This window comes from Brevibacillus composti (assembly GCF_016406105.1).
Classification (GTDB): Bacteria; Bacillota; Bacilli; order Brevibacillales; family Brevibacillaceae; genus Brevibacillus; species Brevibacillus composti.
Window position 1 is genome coordinate 3,553,284 of the sequence record NZ_CP066308.1, and the last position, 22,412, is coordinate 3,575,695.

The window sequence follows — 22,412 nt, forward strand, 5'->3', positions numbered from 1 at the left end:
CATCCAAGCTCTCTATGTTTTCTCCATGGCACACTATCTCGGAATGTTCTCGATTATAAGAAGAACGGGAGCGCTTGTCAATAAAGAAAGCGAGGGAATTTTCGCCTTCCGCCCCTGCTCACTTACTCCTTCCCTGCGGAATTCCTCCTCTTTTCTTTTCTCCGCAGCTCCAGGAAAAAGAGCAATGCCACTGTAAACACACCGATCATCACGAAGATGACCCATAGCGGGATGGCAGGCGCTGCCTGTTCATCTGCTTCGCTGGCGGGAACGTCACTCTCGGATTCTCCCGGAATGGAAAAAACTTCTCCCGATTTGCTCATCACGAGCATGTGGCTGTTCACGTGATCCGCTTTCAAGAAATCGAGGAACTTGGCTACGTCCAGCTTCGGCGGCCCCTGATCCCCGTGACTGACGGGGGTAAAGATCGCCATATGCTTCCCGGCATTCCATACGGAAGGCTGGATCCAGGCGATTTGCTCTGTCATCTCGTTGATGACATTGGGCACAGCGGACTGCAGCTTTCCGCCCTGCATTTGGACGAGCAGCTTGTCTTGTGCCGACGCCAAAGAGGGAAACTGGTCAAGCGAACCGATCAAGATCACATTGTACTGATTCAGCTGCTGTTTCTCCTGTTCTCCCAGAGGTTCGCGAAAGACGCGAAAATCATTGCGGCCGCGTGTCTCCATGGCGATGTTATTGACGAGGGAGGAGAGTTGCGTCAGGTGCTCGGAACCCGCCTTTTCAGGCAACAGAAAGGCGGCATCGGTGAAATCGTCATGGGCCATGAACGGAGCGGGCCAGTAACGGAAGCTGCTCTCGCTTCTATATTCATGAGCCACATTCAATGAGCTTTCTTTATCAATAAAAATCCATCGGCCATTGTTCCGCTCCCTGACGCAGGCACCGCTCGTCGGCTCGATATGGGCGGAGATTTTCACGTCCAAGCCCCTGCCGGACTCCTTGATCTGTTTCGCGGATAGCGGGACGCGGATGGTGTAATGGTCGCCGTGATGATCCTCCGCCTTTAGCTGATCCAAAGGATAAGTCGTGGGGATTCCGCCAACGGTCACGGTCAAAGCGGGCTGTGACTGCGGTCCCTTGGCCCCCTTGCCTTTTGTGGACTCCTTTGCATCGAGGTCGCTGAGGAGCAACGGCGATACCTTCACTTTCAGATCCAATGTGCTATGGCCCGTCAGTTTCCAATGGGAGGGAACCTGCAGCATGAGCTGGCTGGACTCTCTTTCGATTTCATCCAGCAGGATATGATCATAGCCAAAGGAGGAGAGCGTCAGCTCTTTTTCTCGCTTCACCTGTTCTTCTACAGCCGGCCCGTCATTTACCGCCAAACGGTTCCCCGCCAGTTGGCGGTTCAGCGACGGGTTCGTCAGGATGTCGATGTTTTTTCTGATGACGGCATCATCCTCGGCCGTCACGAGCATCATCATCTTGGTGCGATCCTCCGCCTTGCCGGCAAGCGAAGCGTACGCAATGGCCAATTCCTTGTCATTTGTGTCCACGGGCCGAGTCGTTGCCGCGCCCCGCAGGGCTCCCTTCCAGTCGGAGCGTTTTCCGACAGCCAGTGCATGTTGTCGGCTGCTTCCCTCCGCTTTTTCCCATTCGGTTTCCGTCATGATCGGCAAAGGCCGCTTCGTGGCTGTATAGGACGAAAGCGAGGTGGCCAGCAGCAGCGCCGATGTGATGATGTCGTTCGACGGGGAATCGGGGACGACGATCACACTGTACACTTCTACGTCCGTACCCGGTTCCACAAAGGGATAGGGGAAATCATTCAGTAGATCTTTGGTTTGAACGGATGACTTGGTATCGATAAATACCAGCGAAGAAGCGCCGACTTTTACCCAGTTAGCCGGATTGTACTGATCATTGCAGAGATCATCCGAGATGAGGCCATGTTTGGAAATCGTGATTTTATGAAATCCCTCTGTCGTTTCGTCGCGGCCGAGTGGGATGGTCAGCTTGGTTTGCTTGCTCGTTTCGGCCGTCAAAAATATGCTTTTGAGCGGCTTGTCATCGACGCTGACCGTCAACGTCGATTGGGAGGGGATCAGCAAGTCCGAATGGGCGATCGTCAATTCCAGGTAATGATTGCTCCCCAGCTCCGCTTTGGGCACCTTGTAGTAAAAATCCTGCGCCGCATCGACTCCCGTGAGGGTCACTGTTTCGGGCAGAAAGCGATAGACGTAGCCCGGGGAAGTCCCGGCCACATTGGGTGAAAAACGAACGGGCTCGTTCTCTTTCACGGGTTGAAAGCTTACAGGTAGGCTTCCTCGCAAAACGGTTTCCGTTTGGGCAAGCAAGCCGGGCGCGTATTGTCCCATCATCAAGGCGGCTGTCCCCATAGACAGCACCGCCCGTTTCCATGTTCTCTTCATTTTTTCCTCACCTATTCACGTGAATATGTCTTTTTAGCTCTTCTCTTGTCCAAAGCGTTCTGTCTTGTACCATTTCAGCTCCTGCTTACATACGACTCGCTTGATTTCCAGATAAAGGGCATACAGAACCAACAAAATCCATACCTGAGAGTACGTAAAGTACATCAGCAGCACGATCAGAAAACTTTTCAAATGAAGCTGGTTCTTTTCGATGCTGAGTGCAATCATAACCTCAGTTACATAGAGGAAATAGGCGAGCACCCATAAGATGATGGAGATAACCCCCACGTTCAAGTTCAGATCGACAAACAGATTCACCACAAACAATACATCGGAGACAATGACACCCATGAAAAACAAAAAGTAGGTAAAGAAGAAATAAATGAGGTCGAACACAATGCTTTTCCGCTTCAACGAAAACAGCCGCCAGAAAAACTTCATGACCACATATTGGTTCCCTCTGGCCCATCTGGTCCGTTGCTTCCACCATACCTTCCAATTCTCCGGTTCTTGCTCCCAGGTAATGGCTGCCGGAAAAAAGCGAATATAGTACCCTTCGTTATAGACGCGAATCGTCAGCTCCGTGTCTTCTGCCAGCGCTTTGGCATCCCAGCCGCCCAGCTGTTCGATCAGCGAACGGCGAATGGCAAAATTGGTTCCCGGTATGGTCGTTACCCCGAACCAGTGGAAGCGGCCGGCTTGTGCCATCCACTGAAAACAGATCGTCTCGATGTTGATAAATTGCGTAAGCAGATTCTTCGCCGCATTTACCACGCGGAATTTGCCTACGACCACCCCTGCCCGCGGATCGTTTTGCAGGGCTAACACCAGGTAATAGACGGCCTTGCGTTCGGGCGTATTGTCCGCGTCGTATACGACGATGATCTCCCCCGAGGAATGCTTGAGACCGTAGTTCAGTGCGGAAGACTTTCCCACCCCCGCGTAGGGCGGCTCCGTATGCACCGCTTTGATGAAATCGTATTTGGCCGCATAGGACTCGGCAATCTCCCCCGTCCGATCACGGGAGTTGTCATTGATCACGATGACCTCCAGCTGATCCTTGGGATAATCTAACCGGATCATCGCCTTCAGGGTCCGCTCGATGACGACCTCTTCGTTATGTGCGGGAATCAGGATGCTGACTTTCGGCAGCGATTTCCCCTGGCTCTCCCACTCCTTGATCGGGCGGGTATAGCGCAGGTAGTGAGAATACCCTCCCTGCATCAAGAACATGTGATAGAGCAGCATGACCCAAATCAGAGACAGCGACAGGTAAAACAAGCCGTTAGCCATGATAATCTTGCTCCTGAAAAAGTTGTTTCCGCAAATTCATTCGATTTCGCAGCGTGTACAGCAAAAACAGCAGGACCATGACCGTGACAAGCGCGGCCACTCCCCAGAGAATCTTCTGCATGGCTTCCCCGTGTTTTACGGGAAGCACAGGGGGTAAATTCGGATTCTCCAGGTCCGTCACCAACGACGAAGAAGCGGGGATCACGCCCTGGGAGACGAGCGTCTTCCACTCCTCCTCCCCGTACATCTGCCTGAGATCGATCCAACTCAGGCCGGGCACCGTCTCCATGTAGGAAATCAGTTCTTGCAAATGGTCGATTCCCAGATAGGGATGATAAAACATCCCAAACACCCCATCCCGAACGAATTCGATATTTTTCATTTTTTCCGCCATGTCTGCCAGCGGTGTCAGCGAGGTTGGATCATAATAGCCGATCGTTTCCGGCAGCAGCATCATGCCATGTAAAAAGGAAGGCGTGGACAAGTAGGGCGGACTGTTCATGATTTCCCAGTCGCGGTCCCCCAGTTGGGCCTGTCCCAGCACAAAGCGGAAATACTCCGATACGATCTGGTAGCCCCTTTGGCTGATCGTATAGTGAGGTGCCTCAAAACCGACGGGGTACAGTCCCAGCTCCGTCAACTCCTGAATGCCTCGCTCCACGCGGGTGCGGATATACCGCTCCTCATAGGCCCGGTTCTGTTCCAGATAGCGTTCATACGCTTCCGTCGTGGCGAAGTCGTACAGATTCTTCGTGCGGACGAGCGTTTCGGGCGGCCCGGAGACGGGACTGTTATTCTTGACATCCCAAAACTCAAATCCCTCTCCCGTTTCCGACTGGCGATACTGATGCGTATACCCGTGCAAAAGAATACTGGCCCCTCTCGATTGCAGATGCCGGAGAACTTCCACGAGCTCCCGGTTCTCTTTTAGGTGGTGGAGCTGAAGTGTTTGCGGATTCGTGTAGACGGGGATCAAGGCAATCATGAAGGGAATGTTTCGATCGGCCAAAAAATCGCCGGTTTCCTTCAAGAGCGCTGCATCCGAATACGGATGAACGTCCTCAAGCCGGATGTACGCATAATGGCCAGCATGATGAGGCTGCTGAAAAAAGGAGTGGAGCGCTTCTCCCAGAAAAGCATGAAACGGCTGGAACAGATTGTCGGTCGCGAAATAATAGGCATCCTGCCGCTGAATCAGCAAAGGATGTGCGTAGGGACCGCTCCAGCCCCAGAGCAGCGTGTCCCCGCTCTCCGCCTGTATGTGCCTGATGACGTAATTTTGTTCAAGCGGCATTGGAGAGGCGGTCTTTGACAGCGAAATCGCGCTGATATCAACAGGCTGATTCGCGCTCAAGAAGGAATACCGGCTCCCCAGCTGCTCGACATTGGCCCCGATCGCCAGCATCTTTCCCTGATACGTGGACAATAGCTGCCGGGCGGCTTGGGGGAGAGGAGCAGCAAACGTCCCGCCGTAAACCAGATGCGTTACATTTTCCATATCGGTAGCGGACAGTTCGGCATCGCTGACGTACCTCGCATCAGCGGTGAAGTGGCCGAGCAACAGATCAAGCATTCTGATTTTTTCCGTGATCTCACCGCTCTCCGTGGTATACACCACGAGTACCTTTGGTTTTTGATCCGCTGTCCCTGTTGCCTCCGCCACAGGCGGCAATACCAAAAAGCAAATGACCATCAGACAAATTCCCAGACAGGTCCGCCGTTTTGCCCGGCCATGTTTACTGAATATATTGTTCAAGCTCTTTTCTTGCATCGTGTACCAGCTCCAATGGGTCGCTCATATCCTCTCTGTACGAGGCAAGTCCAAACGCAATGGTGAGGGTAATCTGCTTGTTTTTTCGCCTCAACGTGTGATGTTGCAGCAGCTTCTCGATTTTGGCGATAACGATTTGTGCATTTTCCTCTGTACTGTTTGCCAGCAGGATCGCAAACGTATCCTCATGGGGCCGGTATTTCCTGTCCGTAATCCTCGTTTTCTGCCTCAACAGCTCTGCCAGTGATTGAAGCAAGTGTTCGGTTTCCTTCCGCCCATACAGATCCACAAACTGACGAAAATACAGGATTTTTACATACAAAAGAGAAAACGGGGTCCCCGTCCGCCGTGCACGGCTAAATTCCTCTTCTAGATCAAAAGAAAACCTCTTTTCATTATCAAAGCCCGTATCCGCGTCAATGCTTACCAGCTCGTCAAATTTGCTGTTCATCTCGTCGTTCTCGGCTAGAATCGTGCTCATGATCCGGTGGGGAAGGCCTGAAGTGACCGCCGCTCCCAAAAAGAACGTCATCCAGATAATCAGTTCCTCTACTGAAAACCGGAGCGGCATGGCGGCAAAATGGGACCAGATCAACAGGCTTCCCCAAACGAAAAGAACCACGAGACACACGCCCAAAGCCGCCAAAAGTCCCTTCATCATCCCGGTGACCATAATGATCGCCGTACTCAAAAAAAGGGACCAGGTCAGCCAATCCTGCATGGCCTGTCCGAAGGTGTAGAAACAAAGGAGTATGGTAAAAAGAAAAAGTATGGTCTGTCGCAGAAAATAGTCCTTTTCCTTAGTGTAAAAGCCCTTCATTATACAACTCCCTTTCCGCTACCAAGGGGACCAGGTTATCAAAGATATGCGTATCCATCGTATTGTAGTTGATGTAGCCGCCATACCAGACACTGCCCGGATTTCTGGTCTGCATGCGGTTCATGCGAAAATAGAGGTCCTGGGCGAAAGTGTGCTCCTGCAGCTCAACCGCCGCCAAAATAGCCAAGCCGTAAACCGCCGGCGATTCAAAACGAACACTCGGTGTTTTCGCGATCGCATCGTATCTTCCATACAGCAGGCCATGCGCATAAAACTGTTCCTTGAGGAACTTCCACACCTCGGGCGATGGATGCCCCTCCTTTGCCCGGTGGTAGAGGATGTACAATTGGTCAATCAGATTCACTTCCTGGTGATACTCGTATTGCTTCGTCTGAATGTTGTAGGAAAAAGGAAAAAACCCGTTTTTCAGGGGGATCGCTTTCAAAAACTGTTCATTCTGCGCATAGACTGCGTGCTCCACCGCATTGTCGTTTGCCAGTCTTTTCAAAGCGACCGTATTGAGATAAGAGAGGGTCATGACGGGACTTGCCCACTTTGCGCGCACATCGTAAAAATCACCGAGCAAACCATCCACGATCTGATTTTTCTCCAGACTGGCCCCGATTTTTTGGGCCATCTCCGTGTAACGCTTGTCCCCCCATTTATCAGCCGCGAGATACAGTGCTTCCACCACTCGCAAGTCATCGATGGAGGCATTGGTGGAAACGGCAGGCTTCTCCGATCCGACCTTCCATGCGATCCAGCCGTCTTTCAGAAAATGCTGGAGCATTTGCAGACTTTGATCAAACAGCTTCTGATCCCCTTTTTCTACACAATAGATCATCCACAAGCCGAGTGATTCGGAGAGTGCCTCTTCGCCCTCGGCAATCTCGTTATTTTGGGATATGTGCTGCTTCAAGTTCGTCTTCAGGAGCCCTGCTTCATTTCGCATGTGACGCGTGATGAACTCTTCTCCCGGCAGTTCTCTCTCTCGGGGCATCTGCACTTCCTCCCTCTCATCCGTTCCGCCCGCCTGATTGGAAAAGGTCAAAACAGTCCCCGCTATGATGAAAGCAAAAATGATGGCCCCGCAAAGCCAGATCATCGGCTTGTTTATTTTCATGCAACCCATCCTTCTGTACTTGTGGCGTATCCCCCGATCTTTCACTCACTTTGTTATTCCGAGTGGCATCTTTCATTTCCTCCTGTGACTTACTGGAAAAGATCCGCCTGTGATTATATCAACCTGCACTAAATCAATTCTGAATACCTCGCCATTCACCCATCCTGTGGCATAATGGAAATATACGATCATACCTGCAACCGAACTTTGGAAAAAAGTGGGGAATCCCGAATGAAGCGATACATAGGCGTCATCGATCTCGGCTCAAACACTGCGCGGCTCGTCATCTACGAACAGAATGAGCGGGGACTGGTGTACGAGCGAGATAATATCAAGCGCGGACTGCGGCTTAGCGGCCACCTTCGCGATGGTGCGCTGGACGAGCAAGGCTGGGAGAAAACCATGGCCTGCATGCGCCAATTTCGAGACATTTTGACAGCACGCCAGGTCTCTGACGTGATCGGCGTGGCCACGGCGGCGGTCAGGCAGGCGGCAAACGGCAGCGAGCTGATGGGCGCGATCGAAACAAAATCTCCGCAGCCATCGCCTGATCTCTCGTATCAACAACCCGGCGTCTTTCCTGAACGGGTACGGGCCAGTGAACATAGTGAACGGGATATCCGTACATGCTCAATCCTCCCGACAGTTAGGGTATTACCTACCCTCAGCTTATGTTCCGCCCAGAAGGTGGTGCGCCCAAGTTAGGGAATCACCTCGCGTTTTCCCGTCCGGATGACCCGACTTACGTCAGTTGATCCCGATCGGCTTCTCCCCGTAATGGTGAACGGTCTGCAAATATTGTTTGAAATCTTTTGTCGGCAGAGGCTTGCTAAACAGGTATCCCTGCCCTTGATCACAGCCGTTTTCACTTAGGGCCGCCACCTGGTCGAGCAGTTCCACCCCTTCGGCGATGACGTTGAGATTGAGGCTTTCCGCAATCGTGACGATCGCCTTGACAATCGCCTGACTCTCCTGATTTTGATGAATGTCTTGTATAAAGGAAGAATCGATCTTAATCGTATCGATCGGCAGATGTTTGATATAACTGAAGGAATTATAGCCGGTCCCAAAATCGTCGATGGAGATTTGGACGCCGGACTGACGGACCGCTTGCAAGGTATCGATCGCCTCATCCAGCTTGACCAGAATGCTCTCCGTGATTTCCAGCTCCAGCCACTTCGGCTCCAGCCCGGTCTCCTTCAGGATCGTTTCGATCACTTCCGTCAGGTTCTTTTGATGCAGCTGCCGCGCTGAGAGATTGACGGACACCTTGAGCGGCGGAAAGCCTTCATTCTGCCACTCTTTATTCTGCCGACAGGCTTGCCGCAGAATCCATTCTCCCAGCTCGATGATCATCCCGGTCTCTTCTGCGATGGGAATAAACCGATTCGGCGGAATCACTCCCAGCTCCGGATGGATCCAGCGGACAAGCGCCTCCATGCCGGTTAGTTTGCCCGTCGCCAAATCTGTTTTCGGCTGATAGTAAATGTCAAAATGCCCTTGGTTGATCGCTTTGCGCAGCTCATTCTCCATCAGGATGCGCTCCAGCGTCTTCGCCTCCATCGTCGGATCAAAGAATTCATAGCTGTTGCGCCCTCTGGATTTGACCACGTACAAGGCCGTATCCGCCCTCTTCAACAGATCGTCCGCTTCGACGCCGTCCTGCGGATAGAGCGCGATGCCGATGCTCATCGAGAGCGTAAAGGTCTGCCCTGCCAGCACAAGGGGCTTTTGCAGCAGGCTCTGCAGCCGATGGACGATGGATTCCACCTCTTCTTTGCCGGAGACGCTGGTCAGGACAATCGTGAATTCATCCCCGCCGAGACGGGCCACCATATCATGGTTGCGGATGCAGCCCTTCAAACGCTTCGCCGCTTCGATGAGGATCAAGTCGCCGACATCATGGCCCCATGCGTCATTGATGTCTTTCAGCCGGTCCAGATCCAGGAACAGCACTGCCAGCTTGGAGCCGACACGCTTCGCCTGGCTCAGCTCCTTGCTCAGATATTGAACGAACAGCCTGCGGTTAGGCAGATCGGTCAGCGTATCGTGATAGGCCAGATGATGGATCGTCTGTTCGGACTTTTTCCTCTCGGTCACGTCGCGGGAGACGAGGACCAATTTCCGCACTGTACCTGCCGCTGTGATGACCGGATTGATCGTCGTTTCGACCCAGATCTCCTGTCTTGCAGCCGTGCACAGGCGATACTCGATCTGTCTGCTTTTCCGCGACGAAAATGCGTGCTGGATCGCTTCACTCATGATCTCGCGGTCGTCCTCCACGATCCAGGGAAGCAAGCTGCTCCCGACTTGCCCGGTCTTGCAGCCGAGAACCGCTTCATGCGAGGGAGAGAGATAGAGAAAATGGCCCTCCCGATCGACCACGGAGATCAAATCTGTCGTATTCTCGGTAATCAGGCGGTATTTTTCCTCGCTGCGCTTGAGTTCTTCTTCCATCTGCTTGCGGCCGCTGATGTCGTTGCGGATCGAGACGTATTGGTACGACTTTCCGTCCTCGTCCAAAAACGGCACGATCGTCGTGTCCACCCAGTAGTAGGAGCCGTCCTTGGCGCGGTTGCGCACCTCTCCCCGCCAGATTCGCCCCGAGCCAATGGTCGCCCACATCTCGGCAAAAAACTCCTTTGGGTGCAAGCCGGAATTGAGAATGCGATGATCCTGGCCAATCAATTCCTCGGCGGCATAGCCGGAGATCTTGCAAAATTGTTCATTTGCATAGAGAATGGTCCCGCGACGGTCGGTAATCGCCACAATCGCCGATTGGTCCAAGGCATATTTGACATCGGCCAGCTCTCGCATCACGGCCTTCAGTCTGTCGTTCGTCTGAAAAAGTCCGTCCCATTCCGTGACATCCAGGGAAAACAGTTCGCTTTTCATGTTCGATCACCGATTCCTTTATATGGATACGCTTCACACCCGCATCGGGCAAGCTCCCTTTTTAGTTCCACATTACCATAGATTCACAATTTCACAACCGCATCGCCCATAAGTTACGAAAAGTGTACCAAATTTACGTGGAGACCTCTTCCACCCGCAGTCCAAATTGATCGGAAAGCCCTTTTGTTCCAGCTGCCGTGAGGCGAACCACCCGCCCATCGGGGAAACGCTCGATCCACCCCAGCTCAAACAGTCTGCGGGTCAGCGAGGCACCCAGACTGCCGGCCAGATGAGGGCGGCGTTCGCTCCAGTCCAGGCATTGGCGGGCAAAATGCCTTCCGCCTTTGCGCGGCTCCACTTCTACGCCAAACGCTTTCAGGTTCTCCTGTCCTTCGGCCGTCAAGAGAAAATCCTTACCTTCCGCACGGATAAACCCTCGTTCGACGAGCCGGTCGGTGAGCGCCACGCCGATCTTTCCGGCTAAATGGTCGTAGCAGGTGCGGGCGAAATGAAGCTTTTTCACCCGGTCCGACTCACGCAGGGACCGGACCGGCTGAGGAGAGGCGATCGCCTGCAGCGCTTCCAGAGCATGGGCGACCTCGGCATTTGCCAGCTGGTAATAACGGTGACGGCCGTAAGCCTCTTGCGTCAACAGACCGCCCTCCACCAATTTTGCGAGATGGGAGCTGGCTGTCTGGGGCGTGATCTTGGCCGCACGAGCCAGTTCGCTCGCTGGCAATGCCTTCCCCCCGATCAGACAGAGCAGCATCGCGATGCGAGAGGGATCTCCGATGAGCGAAGCCACTCGCGCAAGATTGGGACTTGATTGCATACCCTTCACCACGTCCTTCCCGATATTTTTCGCCGTCAGCTCACGGTGAGTCCTTACCTAACTCTATCTCATTCATACTTCGATGATAATCGAATGATTGCGGCATTACGATAGAAAAGAACCACACAGGGAAGACAGCCGTGACGGCTGATCACAGAAAAAGGGAAGGTCGGTAAAAGAATGAACGCGCTCTCCTATGGAATTCTGGTGGTGCTGACCACGCTGCTCATGGTCCCTTGTTCGTCATCATCATGGGGACCTTTCTGCTCGGGGCGAAGTACCGCATCTCCCAATGGCTTGGCGTGCTGATCGGACTGGGAGGGGTGTGGATTACGCTGGGATTTCATCTGCAGTGGAACATCGGCACGCTGTGGGGGCTGGGTGCTGCTTTTTTCTGGTCTCTCGGGACCATTTTGGTGAAAAAATGGGGGACGGCCTTTCATACATGGGTCCTGACTGCCCTCCAAATGCTGTTTGGCGGACTGCTTCTGCTCCTCATGAGCGCCGCGCTGGAAACACCGAAATTGATCATCGCCCCAGCCTCTCTGGGGATATTGCTCTGGCTCGCCGTCATGGCGTCGATCGTTCAGTTTGCGGGCTGGTTTACCTTGCTCGCAAAAGGCGATCCGGGGAAAACGAGCGCCTTCCTCTTTCTCGCTCCTTTTTTTGGAGTGCTGTCGGGCTGGCTGCTGCTGGGAGAAAAGGTGGCTTGGCACGTCTATCTGGGAGGAGCGTTGATCTTCACCGGCATCTTTCTGGTGAACTGGACGCCCCACAGGCAGAAGCTGAAGTCGGAGCCATCCCCCTCCGTCCGGCCGGCCGACTAAAATGAAATCCCGCCTCGGCACAGCCAAAGGCGGGATTTCGGTTATCTCTGCATTTCGCGATTTCTGTTTCTGCCCATCAATCCGGCAAGGCCAGCCAGTCCCAAAAGGCCGATCCAGCCCCAGTCCGTATCGTTGTCAGCAGCGGTAGTCCTGTACATGTTGTTATACCCTTGGTTGGCGCCGGTGGTTCCGGTTCCGGTTACACCTGCACCGGTACCTGCACCCGCTCCCGTATTGCCGGTCATCCCGGCATTGGTTCCGCCGGTGTTGCCGGCCCCGCCGGTTTCAGCGAATGCGGATGCCCCCATCGATACCGTTAAAACTAGAGCCAGAATGATCGCATTGAGCTTCTTAAACATGAAGAACCCCCTAAATGTAAGTAATTACCTTGCTAGTAGCCAGAATTTCCATCAGGGGGGGAAATATTCATGTTTGCTCAGTTTTTGTCGGGTTTTCCTTAAGGTCCGATCAATCCTGCCATTCTCGGCAGGAACAGGGAGAGCTCCGGAACGTAGGTCACGACCAGCAAAGTGACAAGGATGGAGATAAAAAACGGAATACACGCCTTTACCAGCGGCTGCAGCGGCACTTTCGTCACATTGGAGGTGACAAACAGTACGACGCCAACGGGGGGCGTAACCAAACCCAGCGCCAAGTTAATCGAGATGATCAGCCCAAAATGAACAGGGTCGACCCCGATGCTGGTGACGACGGGGAGAAGCACGGGAACCAATATCAAAAGCGCAGCCGTGATGTCCAAAAACATGCCGACAATCAGAAGCAAGACGTTGATTAACAGCAGGATTACAATTGGGCTATCGCTGATCGCCAGCATCACTTGGGCAATTTTTTGCGGCAATTGCTCAATCGCGAGCGACCATCCCAAAATGTTGGAGGTGGCGATGATAAACGTAATGGAAGCCGTAATCAGCCCGGTTTGCAGCAAGATTTTGGGCAGATCAGCAATTGTGAGCGTGCGATAGACAAAGAATCCAACGATCAAGGCCACAAAGCAGGCGATCGCCCCCGATTCCGTCGGCGTAAACAGGCCGGAATAAATGCCGCCGAGGATAATCAGCGGAATCAGTAAAGCGGGAATGGCCTCATAAAAAGAACGGCCAAATTCCTTCAAGGTCGGAAACGGATGCTTTTTCAGGACCGCCCCTTTTTTGCGTACATAGAAATAGACGACAACCATATGGGCGATGGCAATCAGCAGCGCCGGAATGATCCCCGCCAGGAACAAGGCGCCGATGGAAGTGCTGGCCGCCACGCCGTAAATGATGAAGATCAGGCTAGGGGGATGAATCGGCCCGATGATTGACGAGGTAGCGGTCAATGCAGAGGAAAAGTCACGGTCATAGCCATCTTTCTCCATCTCGGGCACCATCATCGATCCCCGAATGGCCGCTTCCGCATTGGCAGACCCTACGATCGCCCCCAGAAAGACGGCCACGACTACATTGACGTAGCCAATTCCGCCACGCACGTACCCAATCAGGCAACGGGAAAACCCGATCAATTTGGTCGTGATGCCAGAGGTATTCATCAGTTCCCCAGCCAGGATAAAAAAGGGAATGGCGAGCAGGGTGAAACTGTCGACATTGGAATACATGCGCTGCGTCATCGCCGGCAGCAAGTGAAATTCTCCGGTGCCGAGGAGATGAAGAAAACCGGTAATCCCGATGACAAAAGCAATGGGAGCGCCCAGTACGAGCAGGACCACAAAACCGATCGATGCACCCATCATTGTTCAACTCCCCCTTCCTGCCTCTTTTCTAGCAAAAGAGCGAGGGCATGTACGAGGGTCATAAGCATTCCGAGCGGGATGGCCAGATAAACCGCATACATGGGCAATTGAAGGCCAGGCGAGTGCTGGATGATGGCTGTTTTCGAAAAGGTTTGCTTGAACCCGTAATAAATCAGAACGAGAATGAAACTGATGGTGAATACATGGAGGAGGACCGTTGCAATCTTCTTTGCAGAGGGTGGCAGTTTTTGCATGAACATGTCAAACCCAACCAGTTCTTTTCTTTTATATACGGCACTCGCTCCAATGAAGGTCAGCCAGACCAGCGTAAATCTCGCCACTTCCTCCGACCAGGAAAAGGATTGCTGAAAGACGTTTCTGCCGATTACCTCTGCCAGCGTCACGCATGCCATGATTCCCACCAGAATCATAATAAGCCATGTTGAAAATCGATATACCCAGTTGCTCAACTGCTGCAAGCATATCGCCACCTTACGTTGTGTTCTCAGGGTCGCAGCCTGGATGAGAAAGCAGACCGGGGCAAAGTCGCTTTTCTTTGCCCCACCCTGCACTTACTTCATTTTTTGAACTTCCTCGACAAATTTGCGAATAAGCGGGTCCTTGGCGGTGTACTTTTCATAGACCGTATTGGTAATGTCCAGAAACGCCTTGTTGTCTGTCAATGTGGTAATTTCGATGCCTTCTTGCTGCAAGGTTTTCAGTGCTTCTTCATCCAGCTTCTTCACTTCTTCCAGCACGTAGACTGCCGCTTCATCCGCTGCCTCCTGGATAGCCTTCTGGTCCTCCGGCGATAATTTTTCAAAGACGCCCGCGTTAAAGACGACGGCGGCCGGGAACGGGAATTGGCCCGATAGCGTGACATGCTTCAATACCTCGTAGTGCTTTTCCGAGACGATGGAGGTCAAATTGATCTCCTCGCCATCAATGACCTTTGTCTGCAAGGAAGAGTAGATCTCGCCGTAGGACATTGGGGTCGGAGAAGCACCCAGCACGTCGAACGTGTCTTTGATCAGATCGGATGGTACCACTCGCAGCTTCAAGCCCTCCAGATCGGCGGGAGTCTCCACCTTCTTCTTGTTGTTGGCGATATGACGCATGCCCCCTTCAAACAGGGCCAGTCCCTTCAATCCAAGCGAACCGTCGAGACTTCCCAGCAGCTCCTTGGTTACCGGTGCTTGCAAGACTTTCGCTTCCAGATCGTAGTTATTGATGAGAAAGGGCATCTGTACGGCATCCAATACCGGGGTAAAGCTGCTGAAAATGGCGCTGGATACGGCTGCTGCATCCAGCGTTCCGTTCATCGTTTGCTCCAAGATCTCCCGGTCGTCACCCAGTTGGCGCGAAGGAAAAATGGTAAAGGCAACACGCCCCTCTGTCTTTTCCTGAACTAGGTCGGCAAATTTTACGGTGGCCATGTGGAAAGGATGGGTCTCGGCCGCTGCATGAGCAAATTTCAGCTTGGTCACCTGTCCATTTGCGGCAGCGCCATCGGCCGGCTCAACAGCCGAACCGCCGCCGGCTTGTCCGCCGCAAGCCGTCAGCAGGAGCGCCAATGATAAACTCGCAAGAATGCCCGTTCTTTTTTTCATCAGGATGTTCCCCCTCTTTTCTTCTCTCCCACTCATTTCTCCGATTCGATTTGCGCCTGCAATTGCTTGATGCCGGTCAGGGCTTGTTTGAAAATCGCCAGGTCAGACCCCCAGACTATGTAGGGGATTCCCTGCTCCAAAGCAAACCGGTATTCCTTCTCGTTGTTCACCGCGATTCCAGCCTGTTTCCCGTACCGGCGGCACGTGTCCAGAATCGTTTGGACAGGACCCGTCAGTCCTCCCTCCAGATAGTCAGGAGAAACCTGCAAGGCAATAGAAAGGTCGAGCGGCCCGATAAAAACCACATCCAGGCCATCTATTTTGCAAATGTCCTCTACCTGCCGAAAGGCGCTCTCCGTTTCGATGTGGACAGCAATCGTCGTCCGCTCATTGGCCTTCTGCATATACTGCGCTCCGCCGGCAAACCCGTATTTTGCCGCCCGGTGGGCGTAGGTAACGCCGCGGGTTCCCTGCGGCGGGTACATCGCCTTTTGCACGACCGACGTGACGTCTTTGGCGTCATGAATCTGTGGAACCTGTATGCCTGTCGCCCCCAAATCAAGCGCACGAAGGATGGTGCTTGCCTGAGCGTCGGGAACACGGACGATGGTGTGCAAACCGTGCAGATCCGCCGCCCGGACCATCTGTTCCACCTGATGAAAAGTCAGGGTGGTGTGCTCCATATCGATCACGATAAAATCAAAGCCCGAAAGCCCGATCATCTCGACCAGCTCCAATGAAGGCGCTTTCGAAAAAATCCCCACATGCGGTTTGCCGGCAGACAGTTCCCTTTTCAGCACAGCCGTCTCTCGGGCGGCGCTACTCATCGTACTCAGCCCGTTTTGGCGAAAACACATCCAAATTGATCACGACCTCATCGCCGATGACCTCGGCGTAATGCTCGACATTCGGAGGGACGACCAGCAAACCGCCTTCCTCCAATAGGACGGCCTCCTCCCCTACGTGAAACTTCACCTTGCCGCTCATGATGTAGACAATTTGCTCATAGTGGTGACTGTGCGGTTTCGGTTCGTGCCCCGGCACCAGCGTATTGATGGCAATCGTCGCTCCTTCTCCGCTGAATCCTTTTCGGGTTACCCCTTCTCGCACAAAAACTTCTTGAATTTGGTTCCAATTGGAAACTTTTAACATACATCTTCCTCCTGCTTGTGGTCAGAATAGCGTTCTTCGAAGAACGAGTATATAATTTTGCACAAAATTATATATCATTTGAGTCGAATTATATATAAAGTCAAAATTACTGTCAATTCAAAAATATGTGTTTTTTCACTTGGCAAAGATCACTGGAGAACTAGCCATCACCGAAATATTCCGAACATAAATAGCGGATAAAACGGGGAACGCCCATTTTATCCGCCCAGAAGTGATTGAGATAGCCTCAAAGCATTTAGTACGCCGCGAAATCCGCTCTCTTTTTGATAACGGATCACTTTGGCCGCCCTCTCTTCATCTTTTGCAAGGATTGCCTCTACGATTTCTCGGTGTTCGGCATTTGACTTGCGCCAACGCTCCGGGTCATGCTGAAAGATCTTTTTGGAGTTGTCGCTTCTCACATAGAGATTTTCAATGATTTCTACCAGATAAGGGGCATGCGAGGCACGATAGAGCAACTGGTGAAACTCCCGGTTGTATGCGGTATAGCTGGCCATGTCATTGTTTTGGTAGCTTTCCTCCATCTTCCGGACGCACGCTTCCAATTGGGCGACCTCCTCTGGCGTCGCGGATCTCACGGCGAGACGCGTGGCCAGCGTCTCCAGCTCCACCCGAATGAGAAAAATCTCCTCCAGGCTCTGAATATTCAATGCAGCTACACGAGCTCCGCTGTGCGACTTCACCTCCAGGAAACCCTCGGAGGCCAATTTTTTTACGGCTTCTCTTACCGGTATATCACTAACTCCCAACTGCCGGGATATTTCGCGAATGATGATACGATCGCCGGGTTTAAAGACACCTGAATGGATTTGTTCCTTGATAAATTCATAAACGGTATCCGATTTGGTATTCACCCTCTGACGGTCCTGCATCAACAACTTCCTCTCTACACGGAAATGATCCTACTTGAAAAACCATGATGCATCTTATAATATACAATTTAACACGAAATTATATATAATGCCACGCCAGATTCCATTTTATTCGGGAGAGTGAGAGAAACTATGTACGTGGAACTTTTAGAAGGCGCCTATGATTTACATGTGCACACAGGACCCGACGTCAGTCCCAGAAAGCTGGATGACCTCGAAATGGCGGAGCGTCTTCGTCATATCGGGATGAAGGGTTTCGGGATCAAATCCCATTATTTTTGTACAGCCGAAAGAGCGCGGCTCGTTCAGAAACTATATCCCGATATCCATCCTATTGGTGCCATTTGCCTGAATTATCCGACAGGCGGGATCAATCCTTCCGCTGTCGAAATGGCCGCCCGCGACGGAGCCAAAATCGTCTGGATGCCCACATTTGACGCGGCAAACGAGCTGGACTTCTTGCTCAACCAAGGCAGCTACGGCGAATTGCCGCCCTGGGCAAAAGTCCAGCTGGAATTGAATCAGCAAGGCAAAGGACAAGCCGGAATCAGCATCCTGGAAAACGGCGAAATCACCAAAAACACACATGATGTCCTGGATATCATTGCGCAGCACCAGCTCATCCTGGCCACCGGCCACTTGAGTAAAAAGGAGATCTTTGCCCTGGTCCGGGCTGCCAACGACCATCAGGTCAAGAAGATCGTCATTACCCACCCTACCTTTTCTTCTGTCAATCTGTCCAAAGAGGAGCAGAAGGAGCTGGCGGAACAGGGGGCCTATCTGGAACAATGTTTCGGGGTCATCACGCCCGTCTACGGGATTGATTGGGACGGCCTTTATGAGACGATTCGCTATGTCGGTCCGCGGCACTGCATCCTTTCCAGTGATTTGGGGCAGACGAACAACCCTTATCCGGACGAGGGGATGATCACGTTTGTGAAAAATTTGCTGGACAACGGGTTCACCCAGGAGGAAATCAGGAACATGACCGCGGTGAACACCTCACGTCTTGTAGAAGAATAACAAAGGTGGTATTCATTTCGAGACATCCGGCCTCATCGACATTCGCGGCTTGATGGGGGACCCGGATGTCTCGCCTCATTTTCAAAAGAAACGGCTCGGTCGACCGGGGCAAAATCTGCCCTGTCTGTACGTTAAATTGACGACAGCCCCCGCGGATGCGAGCCAGTATGCTAAAAGCGCAGAAGGCTATTTGATGCTAGATGGTTTTTTCTGCTGTCAATCGAGGCAATACAACGAGCCAGCTGCTCTACTCCCGGCTGTATCTGACTCTCATTCACCTGAGAAATGCATAATCGAACCAGATTGTCTTTCTTGTATTCGGGCAAAAACATTCTGGATGCATCATCGACGTAAATCTCCTTCTCCCGCAGCACACTCACGACCTGTTTTGCTGTCACCCGCTCTGGAAGAAATACAGAGAGATAAAATCCGGAAGCCGGTTTGGAAAACTGCGTACCCACTGGCAGCAATAATTCACAGGCTTCTTGAAGAAGCTTCATCTTTTTCTGATAGAGCTCTTTAATTCTCTTCATATGGCCGTCCAGCATCCCGCTTTTCAAATAGATTTCGAGTGCCCCCTGAGAAAGGACAGGGCTGTTGAAATCTGCGCTAAATTTATAGCGCAAAAAATGGTTGATCATTAATTTGGGAAGAACGACGAGCGCAATTCGCAGGCCAGGAAGGAAAATTTTCGAAAAGCTTTTCACATAAATCACTCTGCCGGACGGATTGTAGGAGAATAGGGGGTCTGATTTTGCATTGGGGTCAAGATCCCCCAAAAAGTCATCTTCCACGATATACACATCGTATTTTTCCGCTAATTCCACGATCTTTTTTTTCTCATGATTCGTGTAGCTATGCCCAAGCGGGTTTTGAAATCTCGGAACAATATAGAAAAATTTGATGTCGTTGTTTCGGAAGATATACTCCAGACGTTCGAGATCGATCCCTTCCATGGTGACATCAATGCCAAACGTCTTCACTTGATGAAGTGTGGCTGACTCAATAAAACCAAAGTAGGTAGGCTGTTCGATGAGGATATGGTTCTTCCCGTTTGGAAAGGGCATGGAAACTAACAAATTCAGGGCTTGCTGAGAGCCGGACACGACAAACAGCCTTTCCGGATCGGTAAACACCTGCAAATTTTGCAAGTACTTGACCAGTTGAACTCGCAACGAATAAAGCCCTTGCTGATCGGAATACGTAAACAACTCTTCTTTGTAGGTATCAATCGCTTGATTCATGCAATGCTGAAATTCAATGTACGGCATGACGCTTTTGTCCGGGCCAGCAGACAAGAAATCAATCGCATGGCTTTTATTTTCAGGGTTTTGAAATTGATTCACCACATAATAGCCGCTTTTCGGAACCGAATAAATGATATGCTCTTTTTCCAGTTCGCTATATGCTTTGATGACGGTATTTTTGCTGCAAGCGAACCATTCGGACATTTGGCGCACAGAAGGCAGTTTGCTCCCTGCCAAGAGTGACCCGTTTGCCAGCTGTTTTTTAATTTCTCCCATAATCCCCGCATATTTTGCATCCATCGTTATTCCCCCTTTCTGTACCAGCCCTTTCTGTACCAGGACAGATGAACGAAAATTCCGTTTCTTTTTGCCGCCGCTCCTTTTAGTATCTTGATTATATCCGTACAGATGATGAACAGATTAGATAAAGCCGCTGAAAAATCCTTGTGCACAGGAAAAATTTCATGAACGGAAACGGGTACAGCGTGAACACCAAAAACAAAAGGCGGGAGCTGACTATCATGCAAGTGGAAAGAAGGGAAAAGTTGGGGTTGCTGTTGGGGCTGGCAGGCGTCATCTGTTTTAGCATCACGCTCCCCGCGACCAGGGTCGCCGTGGAGTATTTCGGAGCAACGTTCGTCGGTTTGGGAAGAACCATTTTCGCCGCTATGATCGTTGCTTTTGTATTGCTGGTCAGAAAAGAAAAGAGGCCCTCCCTCCGCCAATTCAAGAGCCTGGTGATTGTCTCGCTCGGCGCGGTTTTAGGCTTTCCCTTGCTCACTTCCTGGGCCATGGAAAGCCTGCCTGTTTCCCATGGAGCTGTCGTCGTGGCACTTTTGCCATTAGCGACAACAGGATTTGCCATGCTGAGAGCAGGCGAAGTCCCTTCTCTCATATTTTGGCTTTACAGCCTCATCGGTTCATTGGCAGTAATTACTTATGCGGTCCACCTTGGATTTGGCCAATTGCAATTTGCAGATCTGGCCTTGCTGGCAGCCGTGCTCATACTCGGGCTCAGCTATGCAGAAGGCGGCAAGCTGGCCCGGGAATTAGGCAGCTGGCAAGTGATTGCTTGGGCACTACTGATTGCGGCTCCGCTGTTCATCGTTCCCGTCTTTTTGAACGTGACCGGAGAGATGCTTCATGCCCCTTTGAAAGCCTGGATCAGTTTTCTTTATCTGGCAGTCGTGAGTCAGTTTCTGGCGTATGTCGCCTGGTATAGCGGCATGTCGCTGGGAGGGATCTCCAGAGTTAGCCAGATTCAATATTTGCAGCCCTTTTTAATGATAGCGATCTCCGCTCTGTTTCTGAATGAATCCGTAACCCTTTTCACTGTCCTCGTCGCTGCCATTGTTGTGTGTTCCGTTATCTTTGGCAAGAATGCCGCGGTGATGAAAAAAGGAGCTGCATCCGTGAAACAGTAAACCCTTCTTTCCAGCGATCCTAAACCAACCCCAGGTGCCATACGAAGGAACCGGAGCTCACATCCATACTTCGATTGAGACCGAAGCATTTTCATGGTATGTTTATTTTCCAAAATGCAACGGGAGGAGATGAACATGAACGCTCATGAAGCCATTCTGCTGAACCTGCGTGAAACCAGGAGACGGTCGATCAAAGTATGGAGCAGTCTGCCTGACGAGTGGCTGCCCTGGAGACCGGACCCTGACGCCATGTCCTTTGGTGAAATGATTCGCCACGTGTGGACCGGTACCCATGATTACCATGTGATCGTAAAAAATAACGGTTCCCTTGCGAATCGAGCGCCGCAACTCTACGAAAACGAGCCTATCGTCTCGGTTGAAGAGGAAATCCGCATGTCGAAGCCGTATTTTGATGACTTCCTCGCTTATATCGAAACGGTAGGAGAAGACGAGCTGTCTACCCGACTGATTGTACGCAGCGATGCCGGGTATACGCGTTCACTGGGGGATATGCTGCTCCGGATCGCGTATCACGATGCCGTCCATACAGGTCAGTTTCTCCAATACATGAGAATGGTAGGATTAGAGAGGTCCCAAATTTGGGATTAACTGACGATTTATGAATTGACATCACATAGCTTAGTGATGGGGATGTCATTCTAACTGTCAAACCAGGAGGCCGTCGTAATCAAGGAACACACGCCAAATCAGTTCTGATTGGTAAGGATGAAGGGGGACGGTATCATGTGAAAAAGACCATCGATACCCCGGAGGAACTTCAGCTAGGGTCTTTGAAGACATATTTTTTGGCACTAACCCGTTTTTTTTCTAAACGTCCAAAACCACCGTGGGTACAAAATCCGATGAGTTATACAAAAAAAACTTGGGAACTGATGGAGGAAAGGTTCTGTTATACGGGAATTGACCCTGGAAGAGGATTTCCCGCAATAGATGGTGGTTAAAGGCGACCTTGGTTCTATCAATCACTATACCGATTTAGGTAAGAGCGGTGACACAATATCTGTTTACGATTTGAAAAAGTGGGAGTTGGTGAAAAAGATAAAAACGCCTACCCCAGCGGACATTGCATTGGATGGAAATCATCTGCTGGTCACAAACTTTGTAAACGGTACCCTGTCCATCATTGATACGACCGATTTAGAGCAAAAAGACCAGATAATGGTCGGGGAATGGCGCGCCTAGGTTCTGGTCATACCTGAGTGGAGAATTACGCACCCCAAAAGCGCTCCCTCTTTTTTTAGAGAGAGCGTTCTTTTTTTATCGCTTATTAGATCTTTTCTTTGTTAACACAAACTATTAATCAAAAGGTGAGACATATCCTTTTGCGTATGGTCG

The 22,412-nt window shown here is 51.6% G+C and carries 21 protein-coding genes, 1 pseudogene and 1 other annotated feature (1 of these 23 only partly in view); of the genes and pseudogenes, 7 read left to right on the top strand and 15 right to left on the bottom strand.

Going from position 1 to position 22,412, the window contains the following annotated elements; genetic code table 11:
- Positions 1-15, bottom strand: a binding site (T-box leader); it reaches 229 nt to the left of the window's first position.
- Positions 16-122: 107 nt separating this feature from the next.
- The 5 genes from JD108_RS17855 to JD108_RS17875 form a co-directional block, all read right to left on the bottom strand.
- Complete coding sequence (locus JD108_RS17855) at positions 123-2,396, bottom strand: cellulose biosynthesis cyclic di-GMP-binding regulatory protein BcsB (RefSeq protein WP_198827331.1); 2,274 nt, start codon at positions 2,394-2,396, stop codon at positions 123-125.
- 33 nt (positions 2,397-2,429) lie between these two features.
- Positions 2,430-3,689 carry a glycosyltransferase family 2 protein gene (locus tag JD108_RS17860; protein ID WP_198827332.1) on the bottom strand — a complete coding sequence of 420 codons (1,260 nt, stop codon included), beginning with the start codon at positions 3,687-3,689 and terminating at the stop codon, positions 2,430-2,432.
- Positions 3,682-5,460 (bottom strand): polysaccharide deacetylase family protein, encoded by a 1,779-nt coding sequence (locus JD108_RS17865; protein WP_198827333.1) that lies wholly within the window; start codon positions 5,458-5,460, stop codon positions 3,682-3,684. The genes JD108_RS17860 and JD108_RS17865 overlap by 8 nt, the downstream gene beginning before the upstream one ends.
- Entirely contained in the window at positions 5,426-6,181 is a 756-nt protein-coding gene (locus tag JD108_RS17870) for a diguanylate cyclase domain-containing protein (protein WP_198827334.1), read from the bottom strand. Before JD108_RS17870 ends, JD108_RS17865 begins: the two co-directional genes overlap by 35 nt.
- Before the next feature lie 79 nt (positions 6,182-6,260).
- On the bottom strand, positions 6,261-7,403 hold the full coding sequence (locus JD108_RS17875; protein ID WP_198827335.1) for a glycosyl hydrolase family 8: 1,143 nt from the start codon (positions 7,401-7,403) through the stop codon (positions 6,261-6,263).
- Positions 7,404-7,634: 231 nt separating this feature from the next.
- Here JD108_RS17875 and JD108_RS17880 point away from each other — a divergent pair, with 231 nt between their 5' ends.
- Positions 7,635-8,108 (top strand): Ppx/GppA phosphatase family protein, encoded by a 474-nt coding sequence (locus JD108_RS17880; protein ID WP_198827336.1) that lies wholly within the window; start codon positions 7,635-7,637, stop codon positions 8,106-8,108.
- 42 nt (positions 8,109-8,150) lie between these two features.
- Here JD108_RS17880 and JD108_RS17885 read toward each other — a convergent pair whose 3' ends face one another.
- Positions 8,151-10,298 (bottom strand): sensor domain-containing protein, encoded by a 2,148-nt coding sequence (locus JD108_RS17885; RefSeq protein ID WP_198827337.1) that lies wholly within the window; start codon positions 10,296-10,298, stop codon positions 8,151-8,153.
- 133 nt (positions 10,299-10,431) lie between these two features.
- Positions 10,432-11,130, bottom strand: coding sequence for an ArsR/SmtB family transcription factor (locus JD108_RS17890; protein ID WP_198827338.1), 699 nt, complete (start codon positions 11,128-11,130; stop codon positions 10,432-10,434).
- A 233-nt stretch (positions 11,131-11,363) separates the two neighbouring features.
- Between JD108_RS17890 and JD108_RS17895 the strand changes: the two are divergent.
- A pseudogene (locus JD108_RS17895) lies at positions 11,364-11,957 on the top strand (DMT family transporter); the annotation flags it as partial.
- A 41-nt stretch (positions 11,958-11,998) separates the two neighbouring features.
- Here the strand turns inward: JD108_RS17895 and JD108_RS17900 are convergent.
- From JD108_RS17900 to JD108_RS17930, 7 genes are all read right to left on the bottom strand, one after another.
- Entirely contained in the window at positions 11,999-12,316 is a 318-nt protein-coding gene (locus JD108_RS17900) for a WGxxGxxG family protein (protein ID WP_228728190.1), read from the bottom strand.
- Positions 12,317-12,414: 98 nt separating this feature from the next.
- Positions 12,415-13,707, bottom strand: a complete 1,293-nt coding sequence (locus JD108_RS17905; RefSeq protein WP_228728191.1) for a TRAP transporter large permease — start codon at positions 13,705-13,707, stop codon at positions 12,415-12,417.
- Positions 13,704-14,186: a TRAP transporter small permease gene (locus JD108_RS17910; protein ID WP_198827339.1), complete on the bottom strand. Its 483-nt coding sequence runs from the start codon at positions 14,184-14,186 to the stop codon at positions 13,704-13,706. Before JD108_RS17910 ends, JD108_RS17905 begins: the two co-directional genes overlap by 4 nt.
- A gap of 93 nt (positions 14,187-14,279) precedes the next feature.
- A complete protein-coding gene (locus tag JD108_RS17915) occupies positions 14,280-15,317 on the bottom strand; it encodes a TRAP transporter substrate-binding protein (RefSeq protein ID WP_198827340.1) in 1,038 nt (345 codons plus the stop codon).
- A gap of 32 nt (positions 15,318-15,349) precedes the next feature.
- Positions 15,350-16,144 (bottom strand): HpcH/HpaI aldolase family protein, encoded by a 795-nt coding sequence (locus tag JD108_RS17920; RefSeq protein WP_198827341.1) that lies wholly within the window; start codon positions 16,142-16,144, stop codon positions 15,350-15,352.
- Entirely contained in the window at positions 16,137-16,469 is a 333-nt protein-coding gene (locus JD108_RS17925) for a cupin domain-containing protein (protein ID WP_198827342.1), read from the bottom strand. The genes JD108_RS17920 and JD108_RS17925 overlap by 8 nt, the downstream gene beginning before the upstream one ends.
- A gap of 218 nt (positions 16,470-16,687) precedes the next feature.
- Complete coding sequence (locus JD108_RS17930) at positions 16,688-17,362, bottom strand: GntR family transcriptional regulator (RefSeq protein WP_198827343.1); 675 nt, start codon at positions 17,360-17,362, stop codon at positions 16,688-16,690.
- Between the two features lie 132 nt (positions 17,363-17,494).
- Here JD108_RS17930 and JD108_RS17935 point away from each other — a divergent pair, with 132 nt between their 5' ends.
- A complete protein-coding gene (locus JD108_RS17935) occupies positions 17,495-18,385 on the top strand; it encodes a DUF6282 family protein (protein ID WP_198827344.1) in 891 nt (296 codons plus the stop codon).
- Between the two features lie 170 nt (positions 18,386-18,555).
- On the opposite strand, the gene JD108_RS17940 is transcribed toward JD108_RS17935, so the two are convergent.
- Complete coding sequence (locus tag JD108_RS17940) at positions 18,556-19,932, bottom strand: aminotransferase-like domain-containing protein (protein ID WP_198827345.1); 1,377 nt, start codon at positions 19,930-19,932, stop codon at positions 18,556-18,558.
- Positions 19,933-20,153: 221 nt separating this feature from the next.
- On the opposite strand from JD108_RS17940, the gene JD108_RS17945 reads away from it, so the two are divergent.
- From JD108_RS17945 to JD108_RS17960, 4 genes are all read left to right on the top strand, one after another.
- Positions 20,154-21,056 carry a DMT family transporter gene (locus JD108_RS17945; RefSeq protein WP_198827346.1) on the top strand — a complete coding sequence of 301 codons (903 nt, stop codon included), beginning with the start codon at positions 20,154-20,156 and terminating at the stop codon, positions 21,054-21,056.
- A 135-nt stretch (positions 21,057-21,191) separates the two neighbouring features.
- Positions 21,192-21,665: a DinB family protein gene (locus JD108_RS17950; RefSeq protein ID WP_198827347.1), complete on the top strand. Its 474-nt coding sequence runs from the start codon at positions 21,192-21,194 to the stop codon at positions 21,663-21,665.
- 137 nt (positions 21,666-21,802) lie between these two features.
- Positions 21,803-22,018 (top strand): hypothetical protein, encoded by a 216-nt coding sequence (locus JD108_RS17955; RefSeq protein ID WP_198827348.1) that lies wholly within the window; start codon positions 21,803-21,805, stop codon positions 22,016-22,018.
- Positions 22,008-22,259, top strand: coding sequence for a YncE family protein (locus tag JD108_RS17960; protein WP_198827349.1), 252 nt, complete (start codon positions 22,008-22,010; stop codon positions 22,257-22,259). Before JD108_RS17955 ends, JD108_RS17960 begins: the two co-directional genes overlap by 11 nt.
- Positions 22,260-22,412: the final 153 nt, after the last annotated feature.